Annotated in this window: 24 protein-coding genes; 19 read left to right on the forward strand and 5 right to left on the reverse strand. The window is 52.9% G+C overall.

Annotated features, from left to right (window positions below; all coding sequences use genetic code 11):
• The first annotated feature begins 88 nt into the window (after positions 1-88).
• The gene (locus tag D9A02_RS08710) at positions 89-1,312 is read left to right on the forward strand and encodes a RidA family protein (RefSeq protein ID WP_120500604.1); all 1,224 of its coding nucleotides are present in this window, start codon (positions 89-91) and stop codon (positions 1,310-1,312) included.
• A gap of 26 nt (positions 1,313-1,338) precedes the next feature.
• Here the strand turns inward: D9A02_RS08710 and D9A02_RS08715 are convergent, their stop codons facing one another.
• Positions 1,339-1,731: an ankyrin repeat domain-containing protein gene (locus D9A02_RS08715; RefSeq protein WP_120500605.1), complete on the reverse strand. Its 393-nt coding sequence runs from the start codon at positions 1,729-1,731 to the stop codon at positions 1,339-1,341.
• Between the two features lie 132 nt (positions 1,732-1,863).
• Positions 1,864-2,181, reverse strand: coding sequence for a polymer-forming cytoskeletal protein (locus D9A02_RS08720; RefSeq protein ID WP_120500606.1), 318 nt, complete (start codon positions 2,179-2,181; stop codon positions 1,864-1,866).
• 264 nt (positions 2,182-2,445) lie between these two features.
• On the opposite strand from D9A02_RS08720, the gene D9A02_RS08725 reads away from it, so the two are divergent.
• Complete coding sequence (locus D9A02_RS08725) at positions 2,446-3,819, forward strand: DUF3179 domain-containing protein (protein WP_120500607.1); 1,374 nt, start codon at positions 2,446-2,448, stop codon at positions 3,817-3,819.
• Here the strand turns inward: D9A02_RS08725 and D9A02_RS08730 are convergent.
• The gene (locus D9A02_RS08730; protein WP_120500608.1) at positions 3,816-4,433 is read right to left on the reverse strand and encodes a d(CMP) kinase; all 618 of its coding nucleotides are present in this window, start codon (positions 4,431-4,433) and stop codon (positions 3,816-3,818) included. The genes D9A02_RS08725 and D9A02_RS08730 overlap by 4 nt on opposite strands.
• Positions 4,434-4,835: 402 nt before the next feature.
• On the opposite strand from D9A02_RS08730, the gene D9A02_RS08735 reads away from it, so the two are divergent.
• Positions 4,836-5,081 carry a hypothetical protein gene (locus tag D9A02_RS08735; protein WP_120500609.1) on the forward strand — a complete coding sequence of 82 codons (246 nt, stop codon included), beginning with the start codon at positions 4,836-4,838 and terminating at the stop codon, positions 5,079-5,081.
• A 167-nt stretch (positions 5,082-5,248) separates the two neighbouring features.
• Entirely contained in the window at positions 5,249-5,752 is a 504-nt protein-coding gene (locus D9A02_RS08740; RefSeq protein ID WP_120500610.1) for a hypothetical protein, read from the forward strand.
• A 214-nt stretch (positions 5,753-5,966) separates the two neighbouring features.
• Here D9A02_RS08740 and D9A02_RS08745 read toward each other — a convergent pair whose 3' ends face one another.
• Both D9A02_RS08745 and D9A02_RS08750 read right to left on the reverse strand, forming a co-directional pair.
• Entirely contained in the window at positions 5,967-7,025 is a 1,059-nt protein-coding gene (locus D9A02_RS08745) for a proline racemase family protein (protein WP_120500611.1), read from the reverse strand.
• Between the two features lie 168 nt (positions 7,026-7,193).
• Entirely contained in the window at positions 7,194-8,804 is a 1,611-nt protein-coding gene (locus D9A02_RS08750; RefSeq protein ID WP_120500612.1) for an ABC transporter substrate-binding protein, read from the reverse strand.
• Positions 8,805-9,006: 202 nt separating this feature from the next.
• Between D9A02_RS08750 and D9A02_RS08755 the strand changes: the two genes are divergently transcribed.
• The 15 genes from D9A02_RS08755 to D9A02_RS08825 all read left to right on the forward strand — a co-directional run bounded on the left by D9A02_RS08755 (position 9,007) and on the right by D9A02_RS08825 (position 23,444).
• Positions 9,007-10,038: a GlxA family transcriptional regulator gene (locus tag D9A02_RS08755; RefSeq protein WP_120500613.1), complete on the forward strand. Its 1,032-nt coding sequence runs from the start codon at positions 9,007-9,009 to the stop codon at positions 10,036-10,038.
• A gap of 211 nt (positions 10,039-10,249) precedes the next feature.
• Positions 10,250-10,633 carry an ectoine synthase gene (locus D9A02_RS08760; protein ID WP_120500614.1) on the forward strand — a complete coding sequence of 128 codons (384 nt, stop codon included), beginning with the start codon at positions 10,250-10,252 and terminating at the stop codon, positions 10,631-10,633.
• A gap of 115 nt (positions 10,634-10,748) precedes the next feature.
• Positions 10,749-10,892, forward strand: coding sequence for a hypothetical protein (locus D9A02_RS19205; RefSeq protein WP_162933012.1), 144 nt, complete (start codon positions 10,749-10,751; stop codon positions 10,890-10,892).
• A gap of 177 nt (positions 10,893-11,069) precedes the next feature.
• Positions 11,070-11,543 (forward strand): 50S ribosomal protein L15, encoded by a 474-nt coding sequence (rplO, locus tag D9A02_RS08765; RefSeq protein ID WP_120500615.1) that lies wholly within the window; start codon positions 11,070-11,072, stop codon positions 11,541-11,543.
• Between the two features lie 112 nt (positions 11,544-11,655).
• Positions 11,656-13,020, forward strand: a complete 1,365-nt coding sequence (gene secY, locus D9A02_RS08770) for a preprotein translocase subunit SecY (RefSeq protein ID WP_120500616.1) — start codon at positions 11,656-11,658, stop codon at positions 13,018-13,020.
• The gene (locus D9A02_RS08775; protein WP_120500617.1) at positions 13,017-13,661 is read left to right on the forward strand and encodes an adenylate kinase; all 645 of its coding nucleotides are present in this window, start codon (positions 13,017-13,019) and stop codon (positions 13,659-13,661) included. The genes secY and D9A02_RS08775 overlap by 4 nt, the downstream gene beginning before the upstream one ends.
• A 203-nt stretch (positions 13,662-13,864) precedes the next feature.
• A complete protein-coding gene (gene rpsM, locus D9A02_RS08780) occupies positions 13,865-14,233 on the forward strand; it encodes a 30S ribosomal protein S13 (RefSeq protein WP_120500618.1) in 369 nt (122 codons plus the stop codon).
• Positions 14,234-14,246: 13 nt separating this feature from the next.
• Positions 14,247-14,636: a 30S ribosomal protein S11 gene (rpsK, locus tag D9A02_RS08785; RefSeq protein ID WP_085807362.1), complete on the forward strand. Its 390-nt coding sequence runs from the start codon at positions 14,247-14,249 to the stop codon at positions 14,634-14,636.
• Between the two features lie 116 nt (positions 14,637-14,752).
• The gene (locus tag D9A02_RS08790; protein WP_120500619.1) at positions 14,753-15,769 is read left to right on the forward strand and encodes a DNA-directed RNA polymerase subunit alpha; all 1,017 of its coding nucleotides are present in this window, start codon (positions 14,753-14,755) and stop codon (positions 15,767-15,769) included.
• Between the two features lie 131 nt (positions 15,770-15,900).
• On the forward strand, positions 15,901-16,317 hold the full coding sequence (rplQ, locus tag D9A02_RS08795; RefSeq protein WP_120500620.1) for a 50S ribosomal protein L17: 417 nt from the start codon (positions 15,901-15,903) through the stop codon (positions 16,315-16,317).
• 130 nt (positions 16,318-16,447) lie between these two features.
• Positions 16,448-17,827, forward strand: a complete 1,380-nt coding sequence (locus D9A02_RS08800) for a trypsin-like peptidase domain-containing protein (protein ID WP_120500621.1) — start codon at positions 16,448-16,450, stop codon at positions 17,825-17,827.
• Positions 17,828-17,829: 2 nt separating this feature from the next.
• Positions 17,830-19,140: a replication-associated recombination protein A gene (locus D9A02_RS08805; RefSeq protein WP_120500622.1), complete on the forward strand. Its 1,311-nt coding sequence runs from the start codon at positions 17,830-17,832 to the stop codon at positions 19,138-19,140.
• A 605-nt stretch (positions 19,141-19,745) separates the two neighbouring features.
• Complete coding sequence (locus tag D9A02_RS08815; protein ID WP_120500624.1) at positions 19,746-20,702, forward strand: ABC transporter permease; 957 nt, start codon at positions 19,746-19,748, stop codon at positions 20,700-20,702.
• 12 nt (positions 20,703-20,714) lie between these two features.
• Complete coding sequence (locus D9A02_RS08820; protein WP_120500625.1) at positions 20,715-21,779, forward strand: ABC transporter permease; 1,065 nt, start codon at positions 20,715-20,717, stop codon at positions 21,777-21,779.
• A gap of 3 nt (positions 21,780-21,782) precedes the next feature.
• Positions 21,783-23,444, forward strand: coding sequence for an ABC transporter ATP-binding protein (locus D9A02_RS08825; RefSeq protein ID WP_120500626.1), 1,662 nt, complete (start codon positions 21,783-21,785; stop codon positions 23,442-23,444).
• The last annotated feature ends 214 nt before the right edge of the window (positions 23,445-23,658 follow it).

Below are 23,658 nucleotides of genomic sequence, written 5' to 3' on the forward strand. Positions count from 1 at the left end.
TTCTATCTCGTGCCATGCAGTTCACCATTGCATAGATGGGCATTCTGAGCAGAGTGATCCCATCGAAGATTAGCGATGGAGTGGTAAGATGGCGAAACAACATAGCTTTCCCAAAGGGCACTGGAACTGGCCAGTGCAGTTAACCCACCATCACGCCGTCCGGGCGGGGGATCTGATCTTCACCGGCGGTCAGGTGGATCTGGATGCACACGGCACGGTGCGCAATCTTGGTAATCTGGACCAGCAATGCCACAATTCCATGACCTACATGTCCGACCTACTCACAGATCTGGGGGCGGACTTCTCTGATCTGGTACGCTTGGTGGTTTACTATGTCGGTGATTCGGATGATGAGGCACGTTTATTCGACCTCCTTGCGCAGATTATCGGCCCCAAGACCAAGCCGGTCATCAATATGATCAACCTGCCCGAGCTGTGTTACCCTGGGATGCTAACCGAAATCGAAGGCGTCGCAATGCGGGCCGAAAGCGGCGACAGGCTTCCCAAACAACAATTTCATCTGCTAGATATGCCACATCTGCCCGAAGCCTTCTCTCACGTCCTGCGTTGCGGCCATATGGTGTTCACCAGCGATATGTCGGCCTTATCCCTACAAGGTGCGGTAAATACCCCGGATGATATCGTCGCTCAGACCGCTTTGATGATGGATCGCCTGCACGAGGCGCTCAGCGTCGCCGGGGCTACGATGTCCGATGTCGTTAAGGTCAATACCTTTTACCGTGGTGATGGCACTGCCGAAGACTGGGCAAAATCCGCCAATATCCGCGCCGATTACTTCCCCGATCCCGGTCCAGCTCCAACTGGCATACCGGTGCCGTCTTTTCCGCATCAGGGGTTAATGACCAAAATCGCCGCCACCGCCATTTGCGCGCAAGAGGGGAAGGCGCCTTTGACGAAACGCTTTTCCTGGCCCGAGGGGCATTGGAACTGGACCGTCAAATTGCCCTATAAACACGGGACGCTATGTAACGATGTGATCCACGTCGGCGGGCAGGTGTCACTTGATAGCGCAGCCAAGGTGATCCACCCAGATGATGTGATCGCCCAGACTCGCGTTGCGATGGACAATCTGAAACGGGTTCTGGCTGAATTTGGCGCAACGCTGGATGACGTGGTGAAAATCACGACCTTCTACCAAGGCTCTGCCTCAGCTGAGGCGTTGCACGAAAACCTGCTCATTCGCTCCAACTCCTACACCGTCCCCGGGCCCGCCACTACCGGCATCCCGGTTCCAGCGTTGGTTTATGAGACTATGGTGATCGAGATCGAAGCGATTGCGATTCTTGAGTGAATTCCATCTGGCTTTTCCGCACTTCATCAGGGCCGGGACTGCAGAAAAACCCTTTTAATGTCGCCGCCCGCGTCTTTGGCTAAATCAAGGGGGGATTGTCCAAACTCAGAAACAAATGACACATTTGCGCCAGCTTTCAGTAAAGCGCCAATCACAGTAACATCTTGTGCTTTAACAGCGATATGGAGAGGCGTTTCAGACATATCGCCAACTGCGTTTACATCCGCACCCGCCTCAATGAGTAGAAGAGCGCCGTATGTATTTTTGCGCCATAACAACACATGCAATGGTGTGTCACCGTCAACGTCGCGACTGTTGAGAGTGACAGGTGCGGCCCCCAATTCCTCGGGAAATATCGTGTCAGAGCAGGAGATTAAGATCTCTTCTAACGTTTCGCGTTCTTTGGCTCTTTTAGGCATGCACGAAAAAACTCCGCATTTGGTTACAATGCTAAATGTACCAGCGGAATACTTTCTTTCATCAAGGATTTCTGAACGGGATTTGCAATAAGGTAAGTTGGTGTAATCACTGCAATAGCGCGATCCGTTATGCTACTGCTTCCCGGTGACCTTCACTGTTCCCGCAATCTTAGCCCCGTTTTCGGTGGTCATGGTTTGGGCTGCAACCTTGGCATTCAGGTCCGAGGTTGAGGTCAGCGTTAACTCATCACATTGAACGCTGCCTTTGTGCTTGCCTTCGATTGTCACAACCTTTGCAGACAGTTCACCGTCTATAGACCCTTTCAGGTGCAGCTTTACCGCATGGGCATTCACGTTCCCGGTGACCCGGCCTTTGATATCCAGATCGCCCTTGCTGGCATTAATATTGCCCTCGATGATTAGGTCTTCTTCTATCACAGAATCGGTCATTTGAACTCCCCTTTCCAAATGTCGCACTAAAATTCTTTCTGAGATGACAGCTTGAACGACTTTGATGGCCAGTGGCAACAGGGCAGGGGGTTAGGTGTTGATTTGCGCCAAAGCTTGCCCATTTGGTGCACGAATACGCCCATTTATCAGAAATTGAGCAGTTTTTCCGAATGTTACGGGTGCAAAGGCCTGCTCACTAAGACGTTTAATGCGTGTGATGTCCACTTCCGGCAGAATGCTCCGGACAAAGAACCGGAGCCCCCCATGCCGTTTACACGTCGAGAATTCACCGCTGGCCTGGCTGGCACAGCGTTGCTTCCAACGATCGCCACCGCTCAAACAGTTTACAAAGAAATTGACCTGCTCAATGCGACGATCAATAGCTCCCCCGAGGGGGCCTTTGCTGCGCTGACTGCCATACGCAAACGTGGCAAGCCCGATCTGGCTGCGGGTCTGATCATGGCGATGCGCTTTGCTCAGTTGCCGCAAAGCTATTTTGTCGAAACCCTGACCGAGATCACTGGTGCCAAGCCCGGCGACAATTGGTTCGACTGGATGCTGTGGCAAGAGGCCAATCCACAGATCATCCCGCATCAGGCGTCATTGATTGCGTTCAAACGTGAAATCTACTTGCAGATTGATCCCAATTTCGACGTCTTCCTCAAACCGCGCCACTTGCAGCGCGAGCGGATGACGATCCGGCTAGAGGAAATCACTTGGGGCGGGGTGCGCAAGGATGGCATTCCGTCGCTCGACAACCCCAGCCTTATCACCGCCAAGCAGGCCGACTACATGCGCCAGGATGATCTGGTATTTGGTGTCTCTATCAACGGCGATACAAGGGCCTATCCTCTGCGCATCATGGGCTGGCACGAGATGTTCAACGAGGTCATCGGCGGGGTGCCGGTTGCCTTGGCCTATTGCACGCTCTGCGGTTCGGGCATCTTGTTCGAGACAAACATCAAAGGCCGCTCGAAACCGCTCGTCTTTGGTTCGTCCGGTTTTCTCTACCGCTCCAACAAGCTGATGTTTGACCGCGCAACGCACTCTTTATGGAACCAGTTCACGGGTAAGCCGGTTTCGGGCAAACTGGTCAACAAAGGGGTCGAATTGCAACAGCGTCCTGTCGTCATTACGACATGGGCAGATTGGCGACAAAGCAACCCGCAAACCCGGGTTCTGTCGGTCAATACTGGGCACAATCGCAATTACGGCTCAGGTGTTGTGTATCAAGACTACTTTTCCTCGCCCGATCTGATGTTTCCCACTAATGTCGATCAGCACCAGTATCGGCAAAAGGATTATGTCTTTGGTATTCGTGCATTTGGCGGGGCCAAGGCCTGGCCACTCAAGGCCTTCCGCAGCAAAAAGGTCATCAACGACACGATGTTGGGCCGCCCCTTAGTTCTGATCGGTGATGACAAAACCCGAACGGTGCGTGCCTATGAACGAAAGGGACAAACATTCAAAGGCAATGCCAAGGCAATAAAATCGTCTGATGGAATCCAGTGGCAAATCACCGAAGAGGCGCTGATCGCCCCTGATGGCCGCCGCTTGCCGCGCGTTGCTGGTCATATCGCCTATTGGTTTGCCTGGAATGGCTATCTCGGCACGCAGAGCGAGATCTACAAAGGTTAGGAACCTTGCGCCATCCGCGCCCGCGCAATCTTAGCTGCAGCCTCGATCGCATCGGCGATGCTCATCTCGGACGTATCCAATACCGTTGCATCTTCGGCGGGTTTCAGCGGGGCTGTGGCCCGGGCACTGTCACGCGCATCGCGTGCCTGCAGATCCGCAAGAACATCTTCCTGCGTCAGATCATGTCCCTTGGATGTCAATTCTTGAAACCGCCGCCGCGCCCGCACGTCATCGTTGGCAGTGACAAACAGTTTCACTTCGGCTTCGGGACAAATCACAGTACCGATGTCACGCCCATCTAGAACTGCGCCGCCATCACGGCGGGCAAATGCGCGTTGGAAGTCAATCAAGGCTTGCCGAACTTCAGGGATAGCTGCGACGCGCGACGCCGCTTGTGCGACCTCGCTGGTGCGCAGATCGTCTGCTTCCAGATCCTGGGGGTCAAGCCCCTGAGCGGCGACAACCGGATCGGCACCATTGAGTGTCTGCAGGCCGGTCGCACGATACAGCAGACCAGTGTCCATATGGGGGAATCCGAAATGCACAGCCAAAGCCTTGGAAATGGTACCTTTACCCGCGGCGGCTGGCCCATCTATTGCAATCGTAAATGCCATCAGTGTCTTCCTCGCAAACTCACTATATGGGTAGAACACTGGGCGCGGTATCTCAACCCAGTAGCTATGAGGGAAACTTGACGCCTGGTTGTCTTCGGAAAAACAAATTTTTTCCAAATATGCTCCAATTAAAATGTGTCAAGATTGCCTTATTTTTGATGCCGGGATAAATGACTTCAGGGAATTCAATGTAAACAATAAAAAATTAAGGCATTGATTTAAATGGTATCATAATTTTACTGTTGCTTATTTGGGAACAGTGATCCCGTATTCTATATGCTTTATGGCGATAGGCGCGTTCAATTGTGGCGAAATAGTGTTCAACTACGTCAAAATTGTGCCGATATTCATCTTCAAATAGGCTGCGTACGATATTCAGTTTTCTATTTTTAGGAGAAACCCATGTTTTGGGACATGATAACCAGTAAGACCTGTATGAACATCCACCCGGCAAATGAAAGACGCAAGTGTGCGCGTGAAACTAACAAGCCTTCCGAGACAACTATTATTTTAGAGGTGCCAGACACAGTACGAAACGACAAAACCAGCCCGATTGGGCGGCGCATGTCTGATTTGTCTTGGCTGCCGGTTACTGAGGTGTTTGCTTTAACCTGTTTGTATTTATTGATTACTCATCCGTTCGGATAAATATTTGGTGGGATTTATATAGTTGCAATAATCCAGCAGACAGGGACCTGTCTGCTGACACGTATTTGGGGCAAGAGGCATTACTGTCTCTTGCCCTATGAATTTCTCATGCAATGTGTATTAAATTCTTCTGCCCCAGAGTATTTACAACGTATGAGACCTTCCAGATGAGCCTCCAAACCATATCGGTAGATGATCGTTTTCAAACCGCATATACCTACGTATTGGATGCGCCTATGGGTGAGCAGTTTGCGGCTGAATTCACCCCAGCATATACCCCACCTGAAATGTTGAGGATGGGAGTCTTTGAAGGCAAATATATCAACGACTGCATAGGGGAGTTTCCCGCCGAGTGGTTTGCTGAGGCCAAACTGTCCGATCATGCAGATGCCTCTTTGAACTATTTTGGTGTCAAAAGCCGGCAACCTTTGGCGATCTGGCGTGAAAAAGGGTGGATCTATGGACCGGACCCTAGGGGGTGGTTTCAATGGTATTGCCGTTACTATTTGGGCCGCCGCCTACTGCAAACGGATGCGATACAGATCAAACGATGGCGTGCCTTTGCGCGCCATGCCGGACAAATTCGCGCGAATTGCGATCCGGGTGATATCTTTTGCCGCCCGCGCCAACGGCAGGGACTTCTACAATGGGCACACGATGCGCTGATATAGGGCGGCGCCATGGCAAATTGATGCGGCGCAATTAGCCATTGCTGATCGCGTCGCGGCACCCGCCGACGAATTGGGTCAGTTTTGACAATTGGCAGCTACAACTGAACGTCACATTACTCGCATCAAAAGAGTGCCCAAGCCCCTCAATCTGTAACAGAGTTTCATTGCATCTGAAGCCGAAGTAAGCATTTTCACCACGTATCAAAAGCACCTGTCATTGATCGTTAAGGCCATTCATCTTCTGCTCGTCAGCTTCCGAACCCCAAGTATCTGCCAAAGTATACCCTTCCTGAAACGGATCAGACGGATCGCGCCCCAATTGCATCATTGCATAGATCCAGGCCCGGCCAGATATGCGCGGAATGATCGCGGGTTTTGATCCCACGCGGGTTTTCGACAGCACGGATGCTTCAAAACTAGAATCAATCGCCGAGCGCATATCGAACCGTTCACCAAGTCCAGCGTGGCCTTTCGCATGCATCACCGCCAGTCGTGCCGCTGAACCGGTACCACACGGTGATCGGTCCACGCGTCCGGGCGGCATGATCGTTGCGTTTCTCATGACCCGTCTCTCAGTGTCTGCCACTTCAGTAAACATGATGAAATCGATCGAATTAAAATCTGGTATTTCTGGATGTTGAACAAGAATCTGTTCACGCGCAGCGGCCTTTATCTTGCCGCCTATTTCAACCATGTCCCGTGCCACATCGGGACCGATTTTAAATCCCAGTTGATCGGTCGAAGGCATCACATAAAAGACGCCACCAAAAGCGATATCTGCGCGAATGGTCCCCAGACCGGCAACCTCGATATTCGCGTTCAGATGTTCGGCGTAGGCTGGGAAAAAATCCAGAGAAACGCGTTCAACCTTACCGTCTGCGCAGCGCGCTGTCGCCTTCACAGGGCCCACGGCAGTATCAAGCACCACAACGGTTTCGGGCTCATGCATTGGTAAAATCCCGGTTTCCAACAGCACCGTTACCACGCACATTGCGTTTGACCCCGACATCGCATGTGTTCCGTCCGCCTGCATTGGGATAAACGACGCATCCGTGCCCGGTGCGCAGGGCGGCAGCAACAGATTGGTGGTCATTTGTGCACATCCACGTGGCTCTTGGTTGACGAATTTGCGCAATTCATCGTTGGCTTGCAGGTACGTCATTTTGGCCAACATTGTGTCACCGGGAACGTCCAGAACGCCCCCGGTGATCACCCGGCCAACCTCGCCTTCTGCATGTGCCCCTACAACCGTGACAACTCGGTTCCAGCGCATGTTCTTTCCTCACGATTATCCGGCAATCAGGGAAATGCCGGACCGTGCCCGGCCCTAGCCAGATTTAAAACTTGCAATGAATAGGCAACGCATACCGACGAAGGAAGCTGAGCCTCGAATGAAGAGCGGGGTCAAGGCCTGCCGCTTGGGCAGACCTTGGCAAATTTATTACCCTTCGAACCACCAGCGGCTGGCGGCGCGGCCACCATCCATTGACCAGCTTCCAGCGAGCTGACCGATGTGCTGCACGTTCTTACGGCGGCCCGACACGAAGTTCGGGAAATATGGCAAAACAGTCCCACCATCGTCACGCATCAACATGCCCATTTCGTGGTACATCTCTGCGCGTTTGGCATCGTCCAGTTCACCTTTTGCTTGGGTCAGCACTTCATTAAAGCGCTCGTTCTCCCAATGGGTCTCGTTCCATGGTGCACCTTTCTTGTAGGTCAGGCTGTACATCACATCGGGCGTTGGGCGTGCGCCCCATGTCACCATGCAAAACGGTTTTTTGAGCCAGACATCCGACCAATAACCATCGTTTGGTTCGCGCACGACATTGATGTTGATACCCGCCGCCTTGGCTTGCTCAGCATAAAGAACCATCGCGTCCACTGCACCGGTCGTGATGGATTCGGCGGTCGAGACGTTGATCGGCTGATCGCCTAAACCGGTCTTCTTCCACAACGCCGCGGCCTGATCCGGATCATACTGCCGCTGCGGGATCTCTGACGGGAAATACGGCATCGATGGCGCATGGTGGAAGTCATTGCCGATTGTCGCCGCCCCAAAGGTGATTTTTTCAATGATCTCCTCCCGGTCGATGGCCAGCTTCAACGCCATACGGACATCATTGTTGTCAAACGGCGCCTGATCCACATGCATCGCCAGTGTGATGGCTTGCGCCGAGGAAACATTATCAACCAGTAGGTTCGGGTCGCGCTCTAGCAGGCCCATAGTTTTGTTTTCCAACAGGCTGACCGCGTCAACATCACCAGTCACCAGCGCGGTCTGACGCGCATTCGGATCGTTGATGTACAAGAACTGCACCTCATCGAAATAGGCGCCTTCACCGTGCCATCCGTCATGACGCACAAGGCGGGACTGAACACCGGGTTCAAATTCAACCAACTTATACGGTCCGCTGCCATCAGCTGATTGCCAGTTCAGCGTCCCATCGGGATTGGCCGGGCAAATCGCCATGTGATAATCCGGCATAATCCACGGCAGATCGGCATTTGGCGCCGTCAGCTTGATCACCACGGCGTGGTCACCATCCGCCACGATATCCGCCACATCTGTAAAGAACGCGGCCACAGCCGAGGTAGTGTTTTCCCCGCGGTGGTGGTTCAACGTGGCAATCACATCCTCAGATGTGACCTTCTTACCCGAATGGAATGTCGCGTCTTTATTGAGCTTAAACGTCCACTCTGTCGCGTCTGGCGAGGCCGACCATTCTGTCGCCAGATCGCCACCCAAGGATTGATCGGGGTTGATCATTGTCAGGTAAGACCGGAACGTTGGGGCCAGCGCAATATCGGCGAACGAGACGTACTTGCCGGGGTCATGCTGATCAGATGTGTTGCCATCATGCTGGCCAATGCGGAATAACCCGCCACGTTTGGGTTCCGCTTTGGCCGAGGTTGTCCAAAGGCCGGTCGCGGCGGATGCGGTCACGCCTGCCGCCATTGATGTGGACATAAATGACCGCCGCGAAATCCTGCCCTCTTTGGCCGCTTCAGCCAGCCGGTCCATTAATATTGGGTTTGTCTTCGGTTTCATATTTTTACTCCCTGATTTTTGTGGGCCCCAGAAACCGGCGGTCGGCGTGAACAGTCAAATGTATTTTCAAAACGCAGATTGCCGGGTTTCGGCCTGGGTGACATCCATCACCTTGACGGGGCCATGGATAAGAATAAGCATGGACTGCGCTCAATATTCAGGAATGAATTAGACTATTAGCGGAACAGGACGGACATATGTGATGCCACTAGAGCCTAAACCGGGATCTTTGCCTCCCTTCGCGCAGCATGGGGATTGGGACCCGGACTTGCGATTGGGGTTCATCCTGACGCCCGCTTTTACCATCCTGCCACTGGCCGGCTTCGTGGATGCAGTGCGCCATTCAGCCGATGATGCCGATCATAGCCGGCAGGTGTTTTGCCATTGGGAGGTGCTGTCGCATAATCTTGACCCAGTCACCTCCAGTGCGGGTCTGGCGATTACTCCGTGGAAGACTTTTCCAGAGGCCGGGCAATACGACTATCTTGTGGTCGTCGGTGGGTTATTGGATCAGCTCGATGACATCCCCCCAGAGACATTGAAGTTTATTGAGACACAGCACAAAAACGGCGTCAAACTGATCGGCCTGTGTACCGGCAGCTTTGCTATCGCTAAATCGGGATTGTTAGAAAACAAACGCGCAGCAGTACACGTTCACCACCGTATCGAATTTCTCGAGCGTTTCCCCAATTCCTTACCGGTTGAGAATGAGTTGTACGTTGTAGACGATGATATCATCACCTGTCCGGGTGGTACGGCGGCGATTGATCTCGCGGTTGAAATTCTCATCGAGCATTGCGGCAAATCACGCGGCATGAAGGGGCTGACCGCCTTGATTGTGGATGAGCACCGCTCAGCACATGAGGTGGGACGATTGCCCTATCAGGATCTCGAAGATTGCGGCAACTGGCGGGTGGCACAGGCAGTGAAAATCATGCGGCAAAAGCTGCGCGCCCCGGATACGACGCAGAAACTGGCGCAAATGCTCGGCTCTACCGTTCGCCAACTCAACCGTGCCTTCCAGGAACATGCCCATGCTGCGCCCCAAGAGGTCTGGCGCGATATGCGCCTGCAACACGCCCGCTGGCGGCTGATGAATTCGAAACGCACGGTCACCCAAATCGCCCATGAATGTGGCTTTGCCGACAGCAGCCACTTTTCCCGCTGGTTTAAAATCCGGTTCGGTGAAACTCCAAAACAATACCGGAAACAGCGCCTTACAAGGCAAAGATAATTATTCGCACTTAACACCAGTGCGCCTCTGCTCTCGGCGATCCTCCGCATTAATACAGTAAGCTGACACTTGTCATAGCAGGGACAATGGCAACCACTTCCGCAATGCGTATCTCGACAGCCGAAGAGGCAGGTGAAATTGGAAATGTGCTTACATCAAAGCTGGGTTTTTTGTTAGCGTCTCCAAGAGCCAGATCAAGAAGGGACATACCATGATCGTGAAACACCTCTCCGAGATCCTTGGAACCGATGCACATGTGGTCGGTGAAACATTCGAAAGCCGCCGTATTCTATTGGCGTCCGATGGGCTTGGGTATTCATTGCATGACACATTTATCAAAGCCGGGACTGAGCAACACCTGCATTACAAAAACCATGCCGAATCAAATTATTGCTTTGAAGGGGAGGGCGAAGTTGAAAACGTCGCCACAGGCGAGGTGTTCGTGCTTAAGCCCGGCTCGATCTATGTTCTGAATCATCACGAGGCGCATATCCTGCGCGCCCGAACCGATATGCGTCTTGTCTGCGTATTCACTCCGGCGCTGACAGGGCAAGAAGTCCATGACAAAGACGGAAGTTACGCCGCGCCAGAATAGGTCTCTGCTATGCGATTTGTGCATGTCTGCTTTGTTGAAATTGCGTTGGTGAATCAAAGCTATATCACCTAAATGCGGCCTCAAGGCATAGTGCCGAAAATCAGGGCAAACAGTTATGACCACTCTTACCAAAACTCTCCCCGCGCTGGGCGTCATTTCTGCGGCGACGTTGATGATTGTTCGGTTGGCGAAGGCGGCGACACCGCCTCGTATCCCACATTGGACAGAATATCTGCGCGAGACACGCGACAACTCATAAGCAGACATCACGGGCGTGCGCTTTGGCTATAAGCTGAATGGTCAGCTTTGGTCTTGATCGCGCCCTCCATCCCGTCTATACGCGCCCGGTGACCTCACTGGGTCGCACACCTTTAATCAAGAAACGCCGCGTTTGCCCATCACGCTTCGGGGGCATATCCGGCAAAGGAGAAGCGATATGAAACTCAATGAACTGCGCGACAATCCTGGCGCAACCAAAAAACGCAAGCGCGTTGGCCGTGGTCCCGGCTCCGGCATGGGTAAAACTGCTGGCCGTGGTATCAAAGGTCAGAAATCCCGTTCGGGTGTATCCATCGGTGGATACGAAGGCGGCCAGATGCCCCTGTACCAACGTCTGCCAAAGCGTGGCTTCAACAAGCCAAACCGCAAGCAGTACGCTGTTATTAACCTGGGCCTGATCCAGAAATTCATCGACGCCAAGAAAATCGACGCCAAAGCTGCGATCACTGAAGATGCGCTGCTGGAAAGCGGCCTGATCCGTCGCAAGCTGGACGGTGTTCGCGTTCTGGCCAAAGGCGAAGTGACATCGAAACTGAAGATCGAAGTGACCGGCGCGTCGAAATCAGCTGTTGAAGCAGTTGAAAAAGCAGGTGGCTCACTAACAGTCACAACCGCGCAGGCAGCCGAATAAAAACTTGTGAGCGGCGTGCGCGCCGCTTAGATAAACCCCAAGTTTTCCTTAAAACGCCGCCTGGGTCGGAAAACGACCTTAGGCGGCGTTTGATTATGAAAGAGACCTATTCATGGTATCTGCAGCAGAACAAATGGCGGCCAACACAAGCTGGTCCGCGCTTGGCAAAGCAACTGATCTCCGTAAACGCATCGTTTTCACCCTTATTGTACTGATCATCTATCGCTTGGGCACATACATCCCTGTGCCGGGTATTGATGGCCAAGCGCTGCGTGAATTCATGGAAGAGGCGGCAACCGGCATTGGCGGCATCTTGTCGATGTTCACCGGTGGTGCCTTGGGCCGTATGGGGATTTTTGCGCTGGGCATTATGCCGTATATCTCTGCATCGATCATCATTCAGCTTCTGACCGCCATGGTTCCAGCATTGGAACAGCTTAAGAAAGAAGGCGAGCAGGGCCGCAAGAAGATCAACCAATACACGCGCTTCGGTACTGTTGGTCTGGCCACGTTGCAATCCTACGGTCTCGCCGTCAGCATGCAATCGGGCGATCTGGTCACCAATCCGGGCTTCTTCTTTATTGCCAGCTGCATGATCACACTGGTCGGTGGCACGATGTTCCTGATGTGGCTGGGTGAGCAAATCACCGCCCGCGGCATCGGTAACGGTATTTCCCTGATCATCTTCGTTGGTATCATCGCCGAAGTGCCTGCCGCTCTGGCGCAATTCCTTGCCTCGGGTCGTTCTGGTGCGGTTAGCCCCGCCGTGATCATCAGTGTTTTGGTGATGATTGTTGCTGTGATTGCCTTTGTTGTGTTCATGGAACGCAGCCTGCGCAAGATCCACATTCAATACCCCCGCCGCCAGGTGGGCATGAAGGTCTATGATGGCGGCTCAAGCCACTTGCCGGTTAAAGTAAACCCAGCCGGTGTTATCCCAGCGATCTTTGCCAGCTCACTGCTACTGCTGCCGATCACCGTTAGCACCTTCTCGGGCAATCAATCTGGCGGTTTCATGTCGGTTGTTCTGGCCTACTTTGGCCCCGGTCAGCCGCTCTATCTGGCGTTCTTCACGCTGATGATCGTGTTCTTCGCTTACTTCTATACCTTCAATGTGGCGTTCAAGCCTGATGATGTTGCGGATAACCTCAAAAACCAGAACGGTTTCATTCCGGGCATTCGCCCAGGCAAGAAAACCGCCGAATATCTGGAATATGTGGTCAACCGGGTTCTGGTCATCGGTGCGGCCTACCTTGCGGCAGTTTGTCTCTTACCTGAAATTATGCGTAGCCAATTCCAAATTCCGTTTTACTTTGGTGGCACGTCGGTTCTTATTGTGGTCTCGGTCACAATGGATACAATCCAGCAAGTGCAATCGCACCTTCTGGCGCATCAATATGAGGGCCTGATCGAAAAATCACAATTGAGCGGCAAAGGTAAAAAGCGCGCTCGCAGAAAGGGAGCTGCTCGTCGATGAACATCATTCTTCTCGGACCACCGGGTGCCGGTAAAGGCACACAAGCACATATCTTGGTTGATGAACGCAACATGACCCAACTGTCTACTGGGGACATGTTACGCGAAGCCAAAGATAGCGGGACCGAGATGGGCAAAATTGTTGCCGATGTTATGGCGCGTGGCGATCTGGTCACCGATGAGATCGTGATCGGCCTGATCCGCGAAAAGCTACAAGGCGAAAAGGGTGGGGGCTTCATCTTTGATGGCTTCCCCCGCACGCTGCCACAGGCGGATGCTTTGGGCAAACTGCTGGAAGAATGCGGCGAAACACTCGATGCCGTGATTGAGATGCAAGTCGACGACAGCGCATTGGTCAGCCGCATCACCGCACGGTCAACCTGTGCAGGCTGTGGTGAAGTGTACAACGACATAACCAAACCGATCCCAGCCGATGAAACCTGCACCAAATGCGGTCAGGCCAAAGGCTTTAACCGTCGCGCGGACGATAACGAGGACAGCCTCAAAAACCGCCTGATGGAATATTACAAAAAGACTTCACCACTGCTGGGCTATTACTATGCCAAAGGCATGCTGGAGTCGGTCAATGGTCTGGGCGAAATTGACGAGGTGAAAGCCTCGATTTCTAACGCGCTTGGCTAAATGATTCTGCGGGGTCTTGACGGCCCCGCGATTTCCTCATAACCAGCGCTATCTCTATAGAGATACGATTCTTTAACCGGGTCGCCCCCGGCGAGAATCGATCACCTGAATTCAGCTGCGGCCCGATGCTTAAACGCTTCGGGCTTACGTTGTGAAAAAAGGGTCTGGTACTACGGACCCGCAACGCAAAAGGAAAATGACACTTGGCACGTATCGCCGGCGTTAACATCCCGACCCACAAACGGGTCCCGATCGCCCTGACTTATATCACTGGAATTGGCCACACTTCGGCTAAAGCCATCTGCGAAGCCGTCAACATTGACGCCTCACGTCGTGTAAATGAACTCAGCGATGCTGAAGTTCTGGCCGTTCGTGAGCACATCGACGCCACATACAACGTCGAAGGTGACCTGCGCCGCGAAACGCAGATGAACATCAAACGCCTGATGGATCTCGGCTGCTACCGTGGCCTGCGCCACCGTCGTAACCTGCCGGTTCGCGGTCAGCGTACTCACACAAACGCACGTACACGCAAAGGCCCTGCAAAGGCCATTGCTGGCAAGAAGAAATAAGGAGGGCTGATCAATGGCACGTGATACCAAACGCACCAAAAAGAAGGTCTCCAAGAACATCGCCACTGGCGTTGCTCACGTGAACTCTTCTTTCAACAACACCAAAATCCTGATCTCTGACGTTCAGGGCAATGCTATCGCATGGTCGTCCGCGGGCACCATGGGCTTCAAAGGGTCGCGTAAATCGACACCTTACGCCGCTCAGATGGCTGCCGAAGACGCAGGCCGCAAGGCTCAGGATCATGGCATGAAAACTCTCGAAGTCGAAGTTCAAGGCCCAGGTTCGGGTCGTGAATCAGCACTGCGTGCTCTGGCTGCAGTTGGTTTCAACATCACTTCGATCCGTGATGTGACCCCAATCGCACACAACGGCTGCCGCCCACCAAAGCGTCGTCGGGTTTAATCCGCAATTATTAGGGTGGGGCTGGGTGATTTTTCCCGGTCCCATTCCGTCAATTTGTAACCTCGGGCGTTTCCGGCATTTGGACATGGAGCCGGGAACAAGAATGGAGGGACAGCATGATCCATAAGAACTGGGCAGAACTGATCAAGCCAACACAGTTGGACGTAAAACCGGGCAATGACCCGCTGCGTCAAGCTGTTGTAACGGCAGAGCCGCTGGAACGCGGTTTTGGTCTGACACTTGGCAACGCGCTGCGTCGCGTGCTTTTGTCGTCGCTGCAAGGCGCAGCCATCACAAGCATTCAGATCGATAACGTTCTGCATGAATTCTCATCCGTTGCTGGTGTACGTGAAGACGTCACCGACATGGTTCTGAACCTGAAGGGCGTTGCCCTGCGTATGGAAGTCGAAGGGCCTAAGCGCCTGTCGATCACTGCAAAAGGTCCGGGCGTTGTAACGGCTGCTGACATCACTGACAGTGCTGGCATCGAAATCCTGAACAAAGAGCACGTTATCTGTCACCTTGATGACGGCGCGGATCTGTTCATGGAACTGACCGTCAATACAGGCAAAGGCTACGTTGCCGCCGACAAGAACAAACCAGAAGATGCGCCAATTGGCCTGATCCCGGTTGATGCGATCTATTCGCCTGTTGTTCGCGTCAGCTACGACGTTCAGCCAACACGTGAAGGTCAGGTTCTCGATTATGACAAACTGACCATGAAAGTTGAAACAGACGGCTCACTGACGCCTGACGATGCCGTGGCATTTGCTGCGCGTATTCTTCAGGATCAATTGTCGATCTTCGTCAACTTCGAAGAGCCAGAAGCTGCCGGTCGTCAGGACGAAGACGATGGTCTCGAGTTCAACCCACTTCTGCTCAAGAAAGTGGACGAGCTGGAACTGTCTGTGCGTTCGGCCAACTGCCTCAAGAACGACAACATCGTTTACATCGGCGATCTCATCCAAAAGACCGAAGCAGAAATGCTGCGCACGCCAAACTTTGGCCGCAAGTCGCTTAACGAGATCAAAGAAGTGTTGTCCGGAATGGGCCTGCACCTCGGCATGGACGTCGAAGACTGGCCACCCGACAACATCGAAGATCTGGCGAAAAAGTTCGAAGACGCTTTCTAAAGCCAGAAACGTACAAAAACCGCGTACAGGTTGTACAACTTGTACGCAAATTCCGGGCAATCCCGCCCCAAGGAGAGTTGGCGACACGCATCGCTGGCCAGACAAAGCAAAAAAACACTTAGGAGACTACAATGCGTCACGCACGAGGCTATCGCCGCCTGAACCGGACCCACGAACACCGCAAGGCTCTGTGGGCCAACATGGCCGGCTCGCTCATCGAACATGAGCAAATCAAAACAACTTTGCCAAAAGCAAAAGAACTGCGCCCGATCATCGAAAAGCTGATCACTTTGGGTAAACGCGGCGATTTGCACGCGCGTCGTCAGGCCGCAGCACAGTTGAAAGAAGATCAATACGTTAGCAAACTGTTTGATATTCTTGGCCCCCGCTACAAAGAGCGTCAGGGTGGCTATGTCCGCGTCTTGAAGGCCGGCTTCCGTTATGGCGACATGGCACCAATGGCGATCATCGAATTCGTTGACCGCGACGTTGATGCCAAAGGCGCAGCTGACAAAGCCCGCGTTGCAGCAGAAGAAGCTGCTGAATAATAAGAGAATTTTTAGCTACGGCTGAGAACAGAACCCCTGCCTTTGGCGGGGGTTTTCTTTTGCGAGTAAGACCCTTGTATCTTTTGTCTGCAGATTTCATATCTTTCCTGCATAGAATTAAGAGGCTCTGATGCTGCGACTTTGTGTTTTGTTATCCATGCTTTTGGCTCCACCTGCCTTGGCCGAAACGCAGGTGCCCAAGTCGCAGGCCGAAGTCAGTCTGAGCTTTGTGCCTGTGGTCAAGCAAGCGGCCCCCGCCGTGGTAAACATCTATGCCCGTATTATCCATCAGGGACGGCGTAGCCCGTTTCAGGGCGATCCGTTTTTTGAACATTTCTTCAAAGGTTTAAGTAATCCGCGCCCGCGTATTGAAAACTCACTCGGCTCCGGTGTTATCCTGTCTGAGGATGGCATCGTCGTGTCCAACTACCATGTTGTTGGTATGGCCTCAGAAATCCGTGTCGTCGCTCAAGATGGCCGCGAATACGATGCCAAAGTCCTGCTGGGCGATCAGGAAAGCGACCTGGCCATTCTCAAACTAGAAGATGCAAGTAATCTACCGTACCTAGCGCTTCGCGATTCCGATGACGTGGAAGTGGGAGAGCTGGTTTTGGCCATCGGCAATCCGTTTGGGGTGGGCCAGACTGTGAGCAGCGGGATCGTCTCGGGCCTTGCCAGATCAGGCACGGCCACCGGTAACAGCCGGGGATATTTTATCCAGACAGATGCGCCAATCAATCCAGGAAACTCTGGCGGGGCCTTGGTGGATATTGAAGGCCATCTTATTGGAATCAATACCTCAATCTTGTCGCGCTCAGGGGGGTCGAATGGCATTGGTTTCGCTATTCCCTCGGCTTTGGTTGCACAGTTCCTGTCTCAAATGCACGAAGGATATGAGGTGTTTCAGCGCCCTTGGGCGGGGGTGACAGGCCAAACTGTCACTTCAGACGTGGCTGATGGATTGGGGTTGGATCGCCCCGGTGGCTTGATCCTGTCGCAACTCCACATGCAAAGCCCGTTTCGCGACGCCGGGTTTGAATCCGGTGATATCATTGCCGCAGTAGATGACTATTCGGTCAATACGCCGGCTGAGATGATTTACCGTATGTCGGTGGCAGGAATTGGCAAGGAATCTCTAGTTACCCGCATTCGAGATGGGCAGAGCGAGGACATCGCGGTTGCCCTGATGGCAGCACCAGAAACGCCAGATCGGGACACGATGACAACCGGGCGCGAATCACCTGTGCCGGAGCTGGTTCTATCAACCATCAATCCAGCGGTGATTGCCGAGTATAACCTGCCGCTGATGTCGGAAGGGGCGATTGTCGAAGATCCCGGTCCTATCGGCGCACGTTTGGGGTTGCGCCACGGGGATGTAGTCGCCGAAGTTAACGGGCGGCCAATCCTTAATAGCAATATGGCTGCCACCCTGATGCGCAAGACGCGTGAGTATCTGCGCCTTGATGTTATGCGTGGCTCGCGTCGGCTGTCTTTGCGTTATAAGCTCTGATCATGTCTGACCTGTTTTCCTCATCGACTTCTGACGCGCCACAAACCGCACCCCATCCGTTGGCCGACCGGCTGCGCCCGCGCCGTTTGGCGGAGGTGATTGGTCAGGAACAGGTTCTTGGCCCTGATGCGCCGCTTGGCGTCATGCTGGCGTCTGGCAGCCTTTCATCGCTCATATTGTGGGGCCCACCGGGAGTGGGGAAAACCACAATCGCGCGCTTATTGGCGGATGAAACAGACCTGCGTTTTGTGCAGATCAGTGCGATCTTTACTGGTGTTCCTGAGCTGCGCAAAGTTTTTGAGGAAGCTCGCTTGCGTCGATCAAACGGGCAGGGGACGCTTTTGTTTGTGGATGAAATCCATCGCTTCAATAAAGCGCAACAGGACGGTTTTTTGCCGTACATGGAGGATGGCACCATTCTTCTGGTCGGGGCAACCACGGAAAACCCCTCGTTTGAGCTCAACGCCGCTTTGCTTAGCCGGGCGCAGGTGCTGGTGTTGGAGCGGTTGGAATTGGCTGAGCTCGAACGGTTGGTGCAACGGGCGGAATCAGAATTGAGCTGTGCCTTACCATTAGATGGGCCCGCGCGCGAAGCGTTGCTGGAAATGGCCGATGGTGATGGTCGGGCTTTGCTAAATCTGATTGAACAGGTGGCGGCATGGAAAGTTGATGGAAAGCTCAACACCGATGCGTTGACCAAACGTTTGATGAAACGGGCGGCAAAGTACGACAAAGGCGGGGATGAGCATTACAATCTGATCTCAGCCTTGCACAAGTCTGTGCGCGGTTCAGACCCGGATGCAGCGCTTTATTGGCTGGCACGCATGTTGGGCGGTGGAGAGGATCCGCGCTACCTTGCACGGCGAATCACACGAATGGCTGTCGAGGATATCGGTTTGGCCGACCCGCAGGCGCAAACGATCTGTATGCACGCTTGGGAGCTTTATGAACGTCTTGGCAGTCCCGAAGGAGAGCTGGCCTTGGCGCAAGCGGTGACTTATCTGGCCTTGGCACCTAAGTCGAATGCCACCTATGTGGCTTATAAGGCAGCAATAAATGAGGCCCGACGCACAGGTAGCGAGCCACCACCAAAGCATATTCTGAACGCACCAACCAAGTTAATGAAAGAACAGGGCTATGGAGCCGGCTATGCCTATGATCATGATGCCGAGGATGGTTTTTCAGGACAGAATTATTTTCCCGAAACGATGAAGCGCCCCGTATATTATCACCCGGTAGAGCGTGGTTTTGAACGAGAGCTTAAAAAACGGTTAGATTTTTTCACCAAATTGCGCACTCGACGAAACCCGTAAACCAATTTAGGTCAAGTGTTTTCTGGCGAAAACCCTTGTTACACCAATGCTTTAAGCCTTTGGTAGCGGGAAATTTTAAAAAAACATGATTTGATTAACTAAAGGGTAGATGTGACGGACCTTTCGTGTTTTGTTGGGTCTATGTCGTATTCAGGCTGTTCGCGGGGCTAAATGATCTACAAGATTTGGCAGAGATCTCACATCAAGAATGAGATGCGTTCAGCAGATAACCAGGGAGTGCACATGAATCCTGCCGTAAAAAGCGAAGAAGACGATACACCATCTATTGGCCCGTCTCGCGGTTTTGGATCATGCCAATCTTTCACAATAAATTACTACCCAATGTGTTGGGAGAGCGTGCAAGGACACATCCTTCAATGCACGCAATCTAATCTTCTTTGGCCATTCGTGAAGAATGGCCAATTTCGTTTGGCCTGAGCTTGTCAGGCTTCAATTGCCCAGGTGCTGCAAATCCCATTTGAGCATCAGGGCCACCAACTTTAGCAGGCTGAATATTCGGCTTTGCAAAGGATAATAACGCTGTAAGGGCGCGGAGCACGGCCATCATTGGCATTTGCGACCTGCGCAGACAGAAGGAGGGACAGATGGGAGACATACTAGGGCTCGTTGGAAAGCGGCTCGGATTAGGTTTGGTCATCCTGTTGGTGATCTCGGCCATAATTTTCTTTATGATCGAGTTGCTGCCAGGAGATGTTGCACAAGCCGTGCTTGGCCAAGGTGCAACCGAGGAAAACCTTGCTGCGTTGCGTAAAGAGATGGGGTTGGATCAACCCGCGATCGTACGCTACCTTGATTGGCTCCGTGGGGCTGTTGTGTTCAATTTTGGTACATCGATTGTAACGGGTGATTCCGTTGCTGCTGCCATCAGCGAACGATTTGCAAATACGCTGTTCCTGGCCGCTTATGCTGCCATGATCGCTATACCGATCTCGATCTTGTTGGGTGTTGTGGTGGCCTTGCTGCGCAATTCCATCTTTGACCGCGTTGCTAACGTTGTCACACTGTCGTTCATTTCATCACCTGAGTTTTTTCTCGGCTACATCCTTATTCTTTACTTTGCGGTGAAGTGGGGCATGTTCCCGGCGATTGCCAGCCTGAATGATGACATGACACTTTTGGACAAGATGTACCGGACATTCCTGCCCGCCTTGACGATGGTTCTGGTGGTCACGGCCCATATGATGCGGATGACACGCGCCGCGATTATCAACCTCTTGGCTTCGCCTTATATCGAAATGGCCCGCCTGAAAGGTGTGCCGCCATGGCGCGTCATCGTAAAGCACGCTTTGCCAAATGCTTGGGCTCCGATCATCACCGTTGTTGCGTTGAACCTTGCCTATCTGATCACTGGTGTGGTCTTGGTTGAGGTGGTCTTCGTCTACCCCGGTATCGGACAATTATTGGTAGATGCTGTTGCGAAACGCGACGTTCCCGTTGTGAACGCATGTTGCCTGATTTTCGCTGCGACCTTCATCTTGCTGAACCTTGCAGCTGACGTTGGCGCAATTCTAACCAACCCGCGTCTGCGGCATCCGAAATAAGGAGGGGATGACATGAGCATTTTTGTAATTGGCTACTATGCCATTCTACTCGTCGGGTCCTGCCTGGCGGCCTACTTCAACAAGCGGTCAGTCTTTCTGCTGCTGTTTTCGCTGACACTCGTTTCCTTTATCTTGGGGATCGTTGGCGGAACCGGTGCGCTGAAAATGGTTGTCATCTTTGCTGGTATTCTGGCGATGGCCGCGATGGTATCCTATGCCTTCCGCGAGTTCCTGATCATGATGGTTTCGGACAATACGGCCAAAGAGCTTCGGACAGCACCGCTGACCGCAGCCTTCGGGATGTTTATCATCTTCACCTATGCGATCGCAGGCATCTTTGCGCCGTGGATTGCACCGTTTGGTGAGGCTGAGATTATCTCGTCCGCTTTTGCTCCGGCAGATGAAAACATGCTACTGGGCGCGGACCAGCTTGGCCGGGATATGTTTAGCCGGATTGTATACGGTGCACGTAACTCTGTTGGGTTATCATTATCCGCAACTATCGCTGCGTTCATTATGGGAGCAGGGGCTGGTATGTTGGCCGCAACAAAGGGTGGATGGTTTGATCAGTTCATGGGGCGTTTCGCCGATGTGATTATGTCAATCCCATCATTGATTTTTGCTCTTTTGATGCTGTCAATCTTTGGCTCAAGCATGATCGTGATCATCATCGCCGTGGCAATCATCTATGCTCCACGTGTCTTCCGTTTGACACGTGCGGTCGCAGGGGATGTCGTGGTTATGGATTACATCGAAGCGGCCAAGCTGCGCGGTGAGGGAACAGGTTATCTGATCCGCAAAGAAATCCTGCCGAACTCGACAGCGCCACTGGTGGCGGAATTCGGACTGGAGTTCTGCTTCGTGTTCCTGCTGGTTGCTGGCCTGTCCTTCCTTGGGCTTGGTATCCAGCCGCCAACAGCCGACTGGGGTTCAATGGTGCGTGAGAACGCAACACTGATCTCGTTTGGTGAACTTACCCCACTGATCCCTGCTGCGGCCATTGCTTTGCTGACGGTTGCGGTCAACTTCGTTGTTGACTGGATGCTGTTCCGGTCCTCAGGTCTGAAGGAGAAATAAGACATGATTAAGAACAAAGACGTTCTTCTGAAAATCAGGGACCTGAAGATTCAGGGGTATTCTGATGAAACGTGGGTCGACATCATTAAAGGTGTCGATCTCACCCTCCACCGCGGCGAGGTGATGGGTCTGATCGGTGAATCCGGCGCTGGTAAGTCTACCATTGGTGCCGGTGCCATGGGCTATGCCCGTGATGGCACGCGCATCTCAGAAGGCTCGATCGAGTTTGATGGAATGGAGCTGACCACGGCGACTGAAAACGAAAGGCGCGCTTTGCGTGGTAATCGTATCGCGTATGTGGCGCAGTCTGCTGCCGCATCGTTCAACCCGTCGCACAAAATCATCGACCAACATACTGAAGCGCCAATTCAATACCGTATTCAAAAGCGGATGGAAGCACAGGAAGACGCGATTGACCTCTATAATCGTCTGCGTCTGCCTAACCCGGATGAAATCGGTTTCCGGTATCCTCACCAGGTATCGGGTGGTCAGCTGCAGCGTGCGATGACAGCGATGGCGATGTCGTGTCGTCCTGACCTGATCATCTTTGATGAGCCAACCACAGCGCTTGACGTGACCACGCAGATCGAGGTTCTAGCCGCGATCCGTGATATCGTTGATCAGTTCAACACTGCGGCAATCTATATCACGCACGATTTGGCTGTTGTGGCGCAGATGGCGGACACGATCAAAGTTCTGTTGAAAGGCAATGAAGTCGAAGAAGCCTCTACTGAAGAGATGCTTAACAACCCGAAAGAGGATTACACTAAATCCCTCTGGGCTGTGCGCAGCTTTGAAAGCCCACAACGATACCGTCCTGAAAATACAACGCCACTGATTTCGGTCAAAAACGTTGACGCGGCATACGCCAGTGGCCCGAAGATTTTGAACGATGTCTCGTTCGATATCTACGCAGGTATGACTGTCGCAGTCGTGGGTGAATCCGGTTCCGGAAAATCGACGACCGCGCGGTGTATCACGGGCCTTTTGCCCCCTCAAAAAGGTGAGGTTCTATTCAATGGTACACCGTTCCCACCGGATTATCGTAACCGGTCAAAGGATGAGCTACGTCAGTGTCAGATGATTTATCAGATGGCGGATACAGCTTTGAATCCCAAGGTGAAGATATCCGAGATCATCGGGCGACCAGCACAGTTCTATTCTGGTCTTACCGGGGCAGCATTGAAAAACCGGGTCGACGAGATACTTGACCTGATGGAACTTGACCCATCCAAGTACTACAACCGATATCCACCAGAGCTTTCTGGCGGTCAGAAACAGCGTATTGGTATCGCCCGCGCACTTGCAGCTGAGCCGACGTTTATTGTCTGCGACGAGGTGACAAGTGCTCTGGATCAGCTGGTTGCGGAAGGTATCCTACGTCTGTTGGACCGACTGCAGGATGAACTGAACCTTGCTTATATGTTCATCACCCACGATCTGGCGACTGTGCGTTCAATCGCTGACGAAGTGATTGTGATGCAGCATGGTAAAGTGGTTGAGCAGGGGCCTAAGGATGATATGTTCAAGCCACCGCACCACCCCTATACCGATCTGTTGCTCAGCTCGGTTCCTGAAATGGATCCGAACTGGTTGACAACGCTTCTGGAAGAGCGCGGTGTTGATAATTTGGGTGATGCCGCTGCTGCAAAAATCAGCAGCTAAAGCTAAACACGATACTTAAAACAAAAACGGCGGCTCCAGTGGAGCCGCCGTTTTCTTTATGAGGCCAAATTCTAATTAAGATGCGGCTGATAAAACCATCGTCAGCACGATCAGGCCGTATACAACGGCCAGTGCCTGCCAAGATCCTGCACCGTTACGGATTTCGCGGTTCAATTGGTCACGGTTCATGTCGGCCTCCTTACATGAAGGGCAC

This window comes from Roseovarius sp. EL26 (genome assembly GCF_900327775.1).
In the GTDB taxonomy this organism is placed as follows: domain Bacteria; phylum Pseudomonadota; class Alphaproteobacteria; order Rhodobacterales; family Rhodobacteraceae; genus Roseovarius.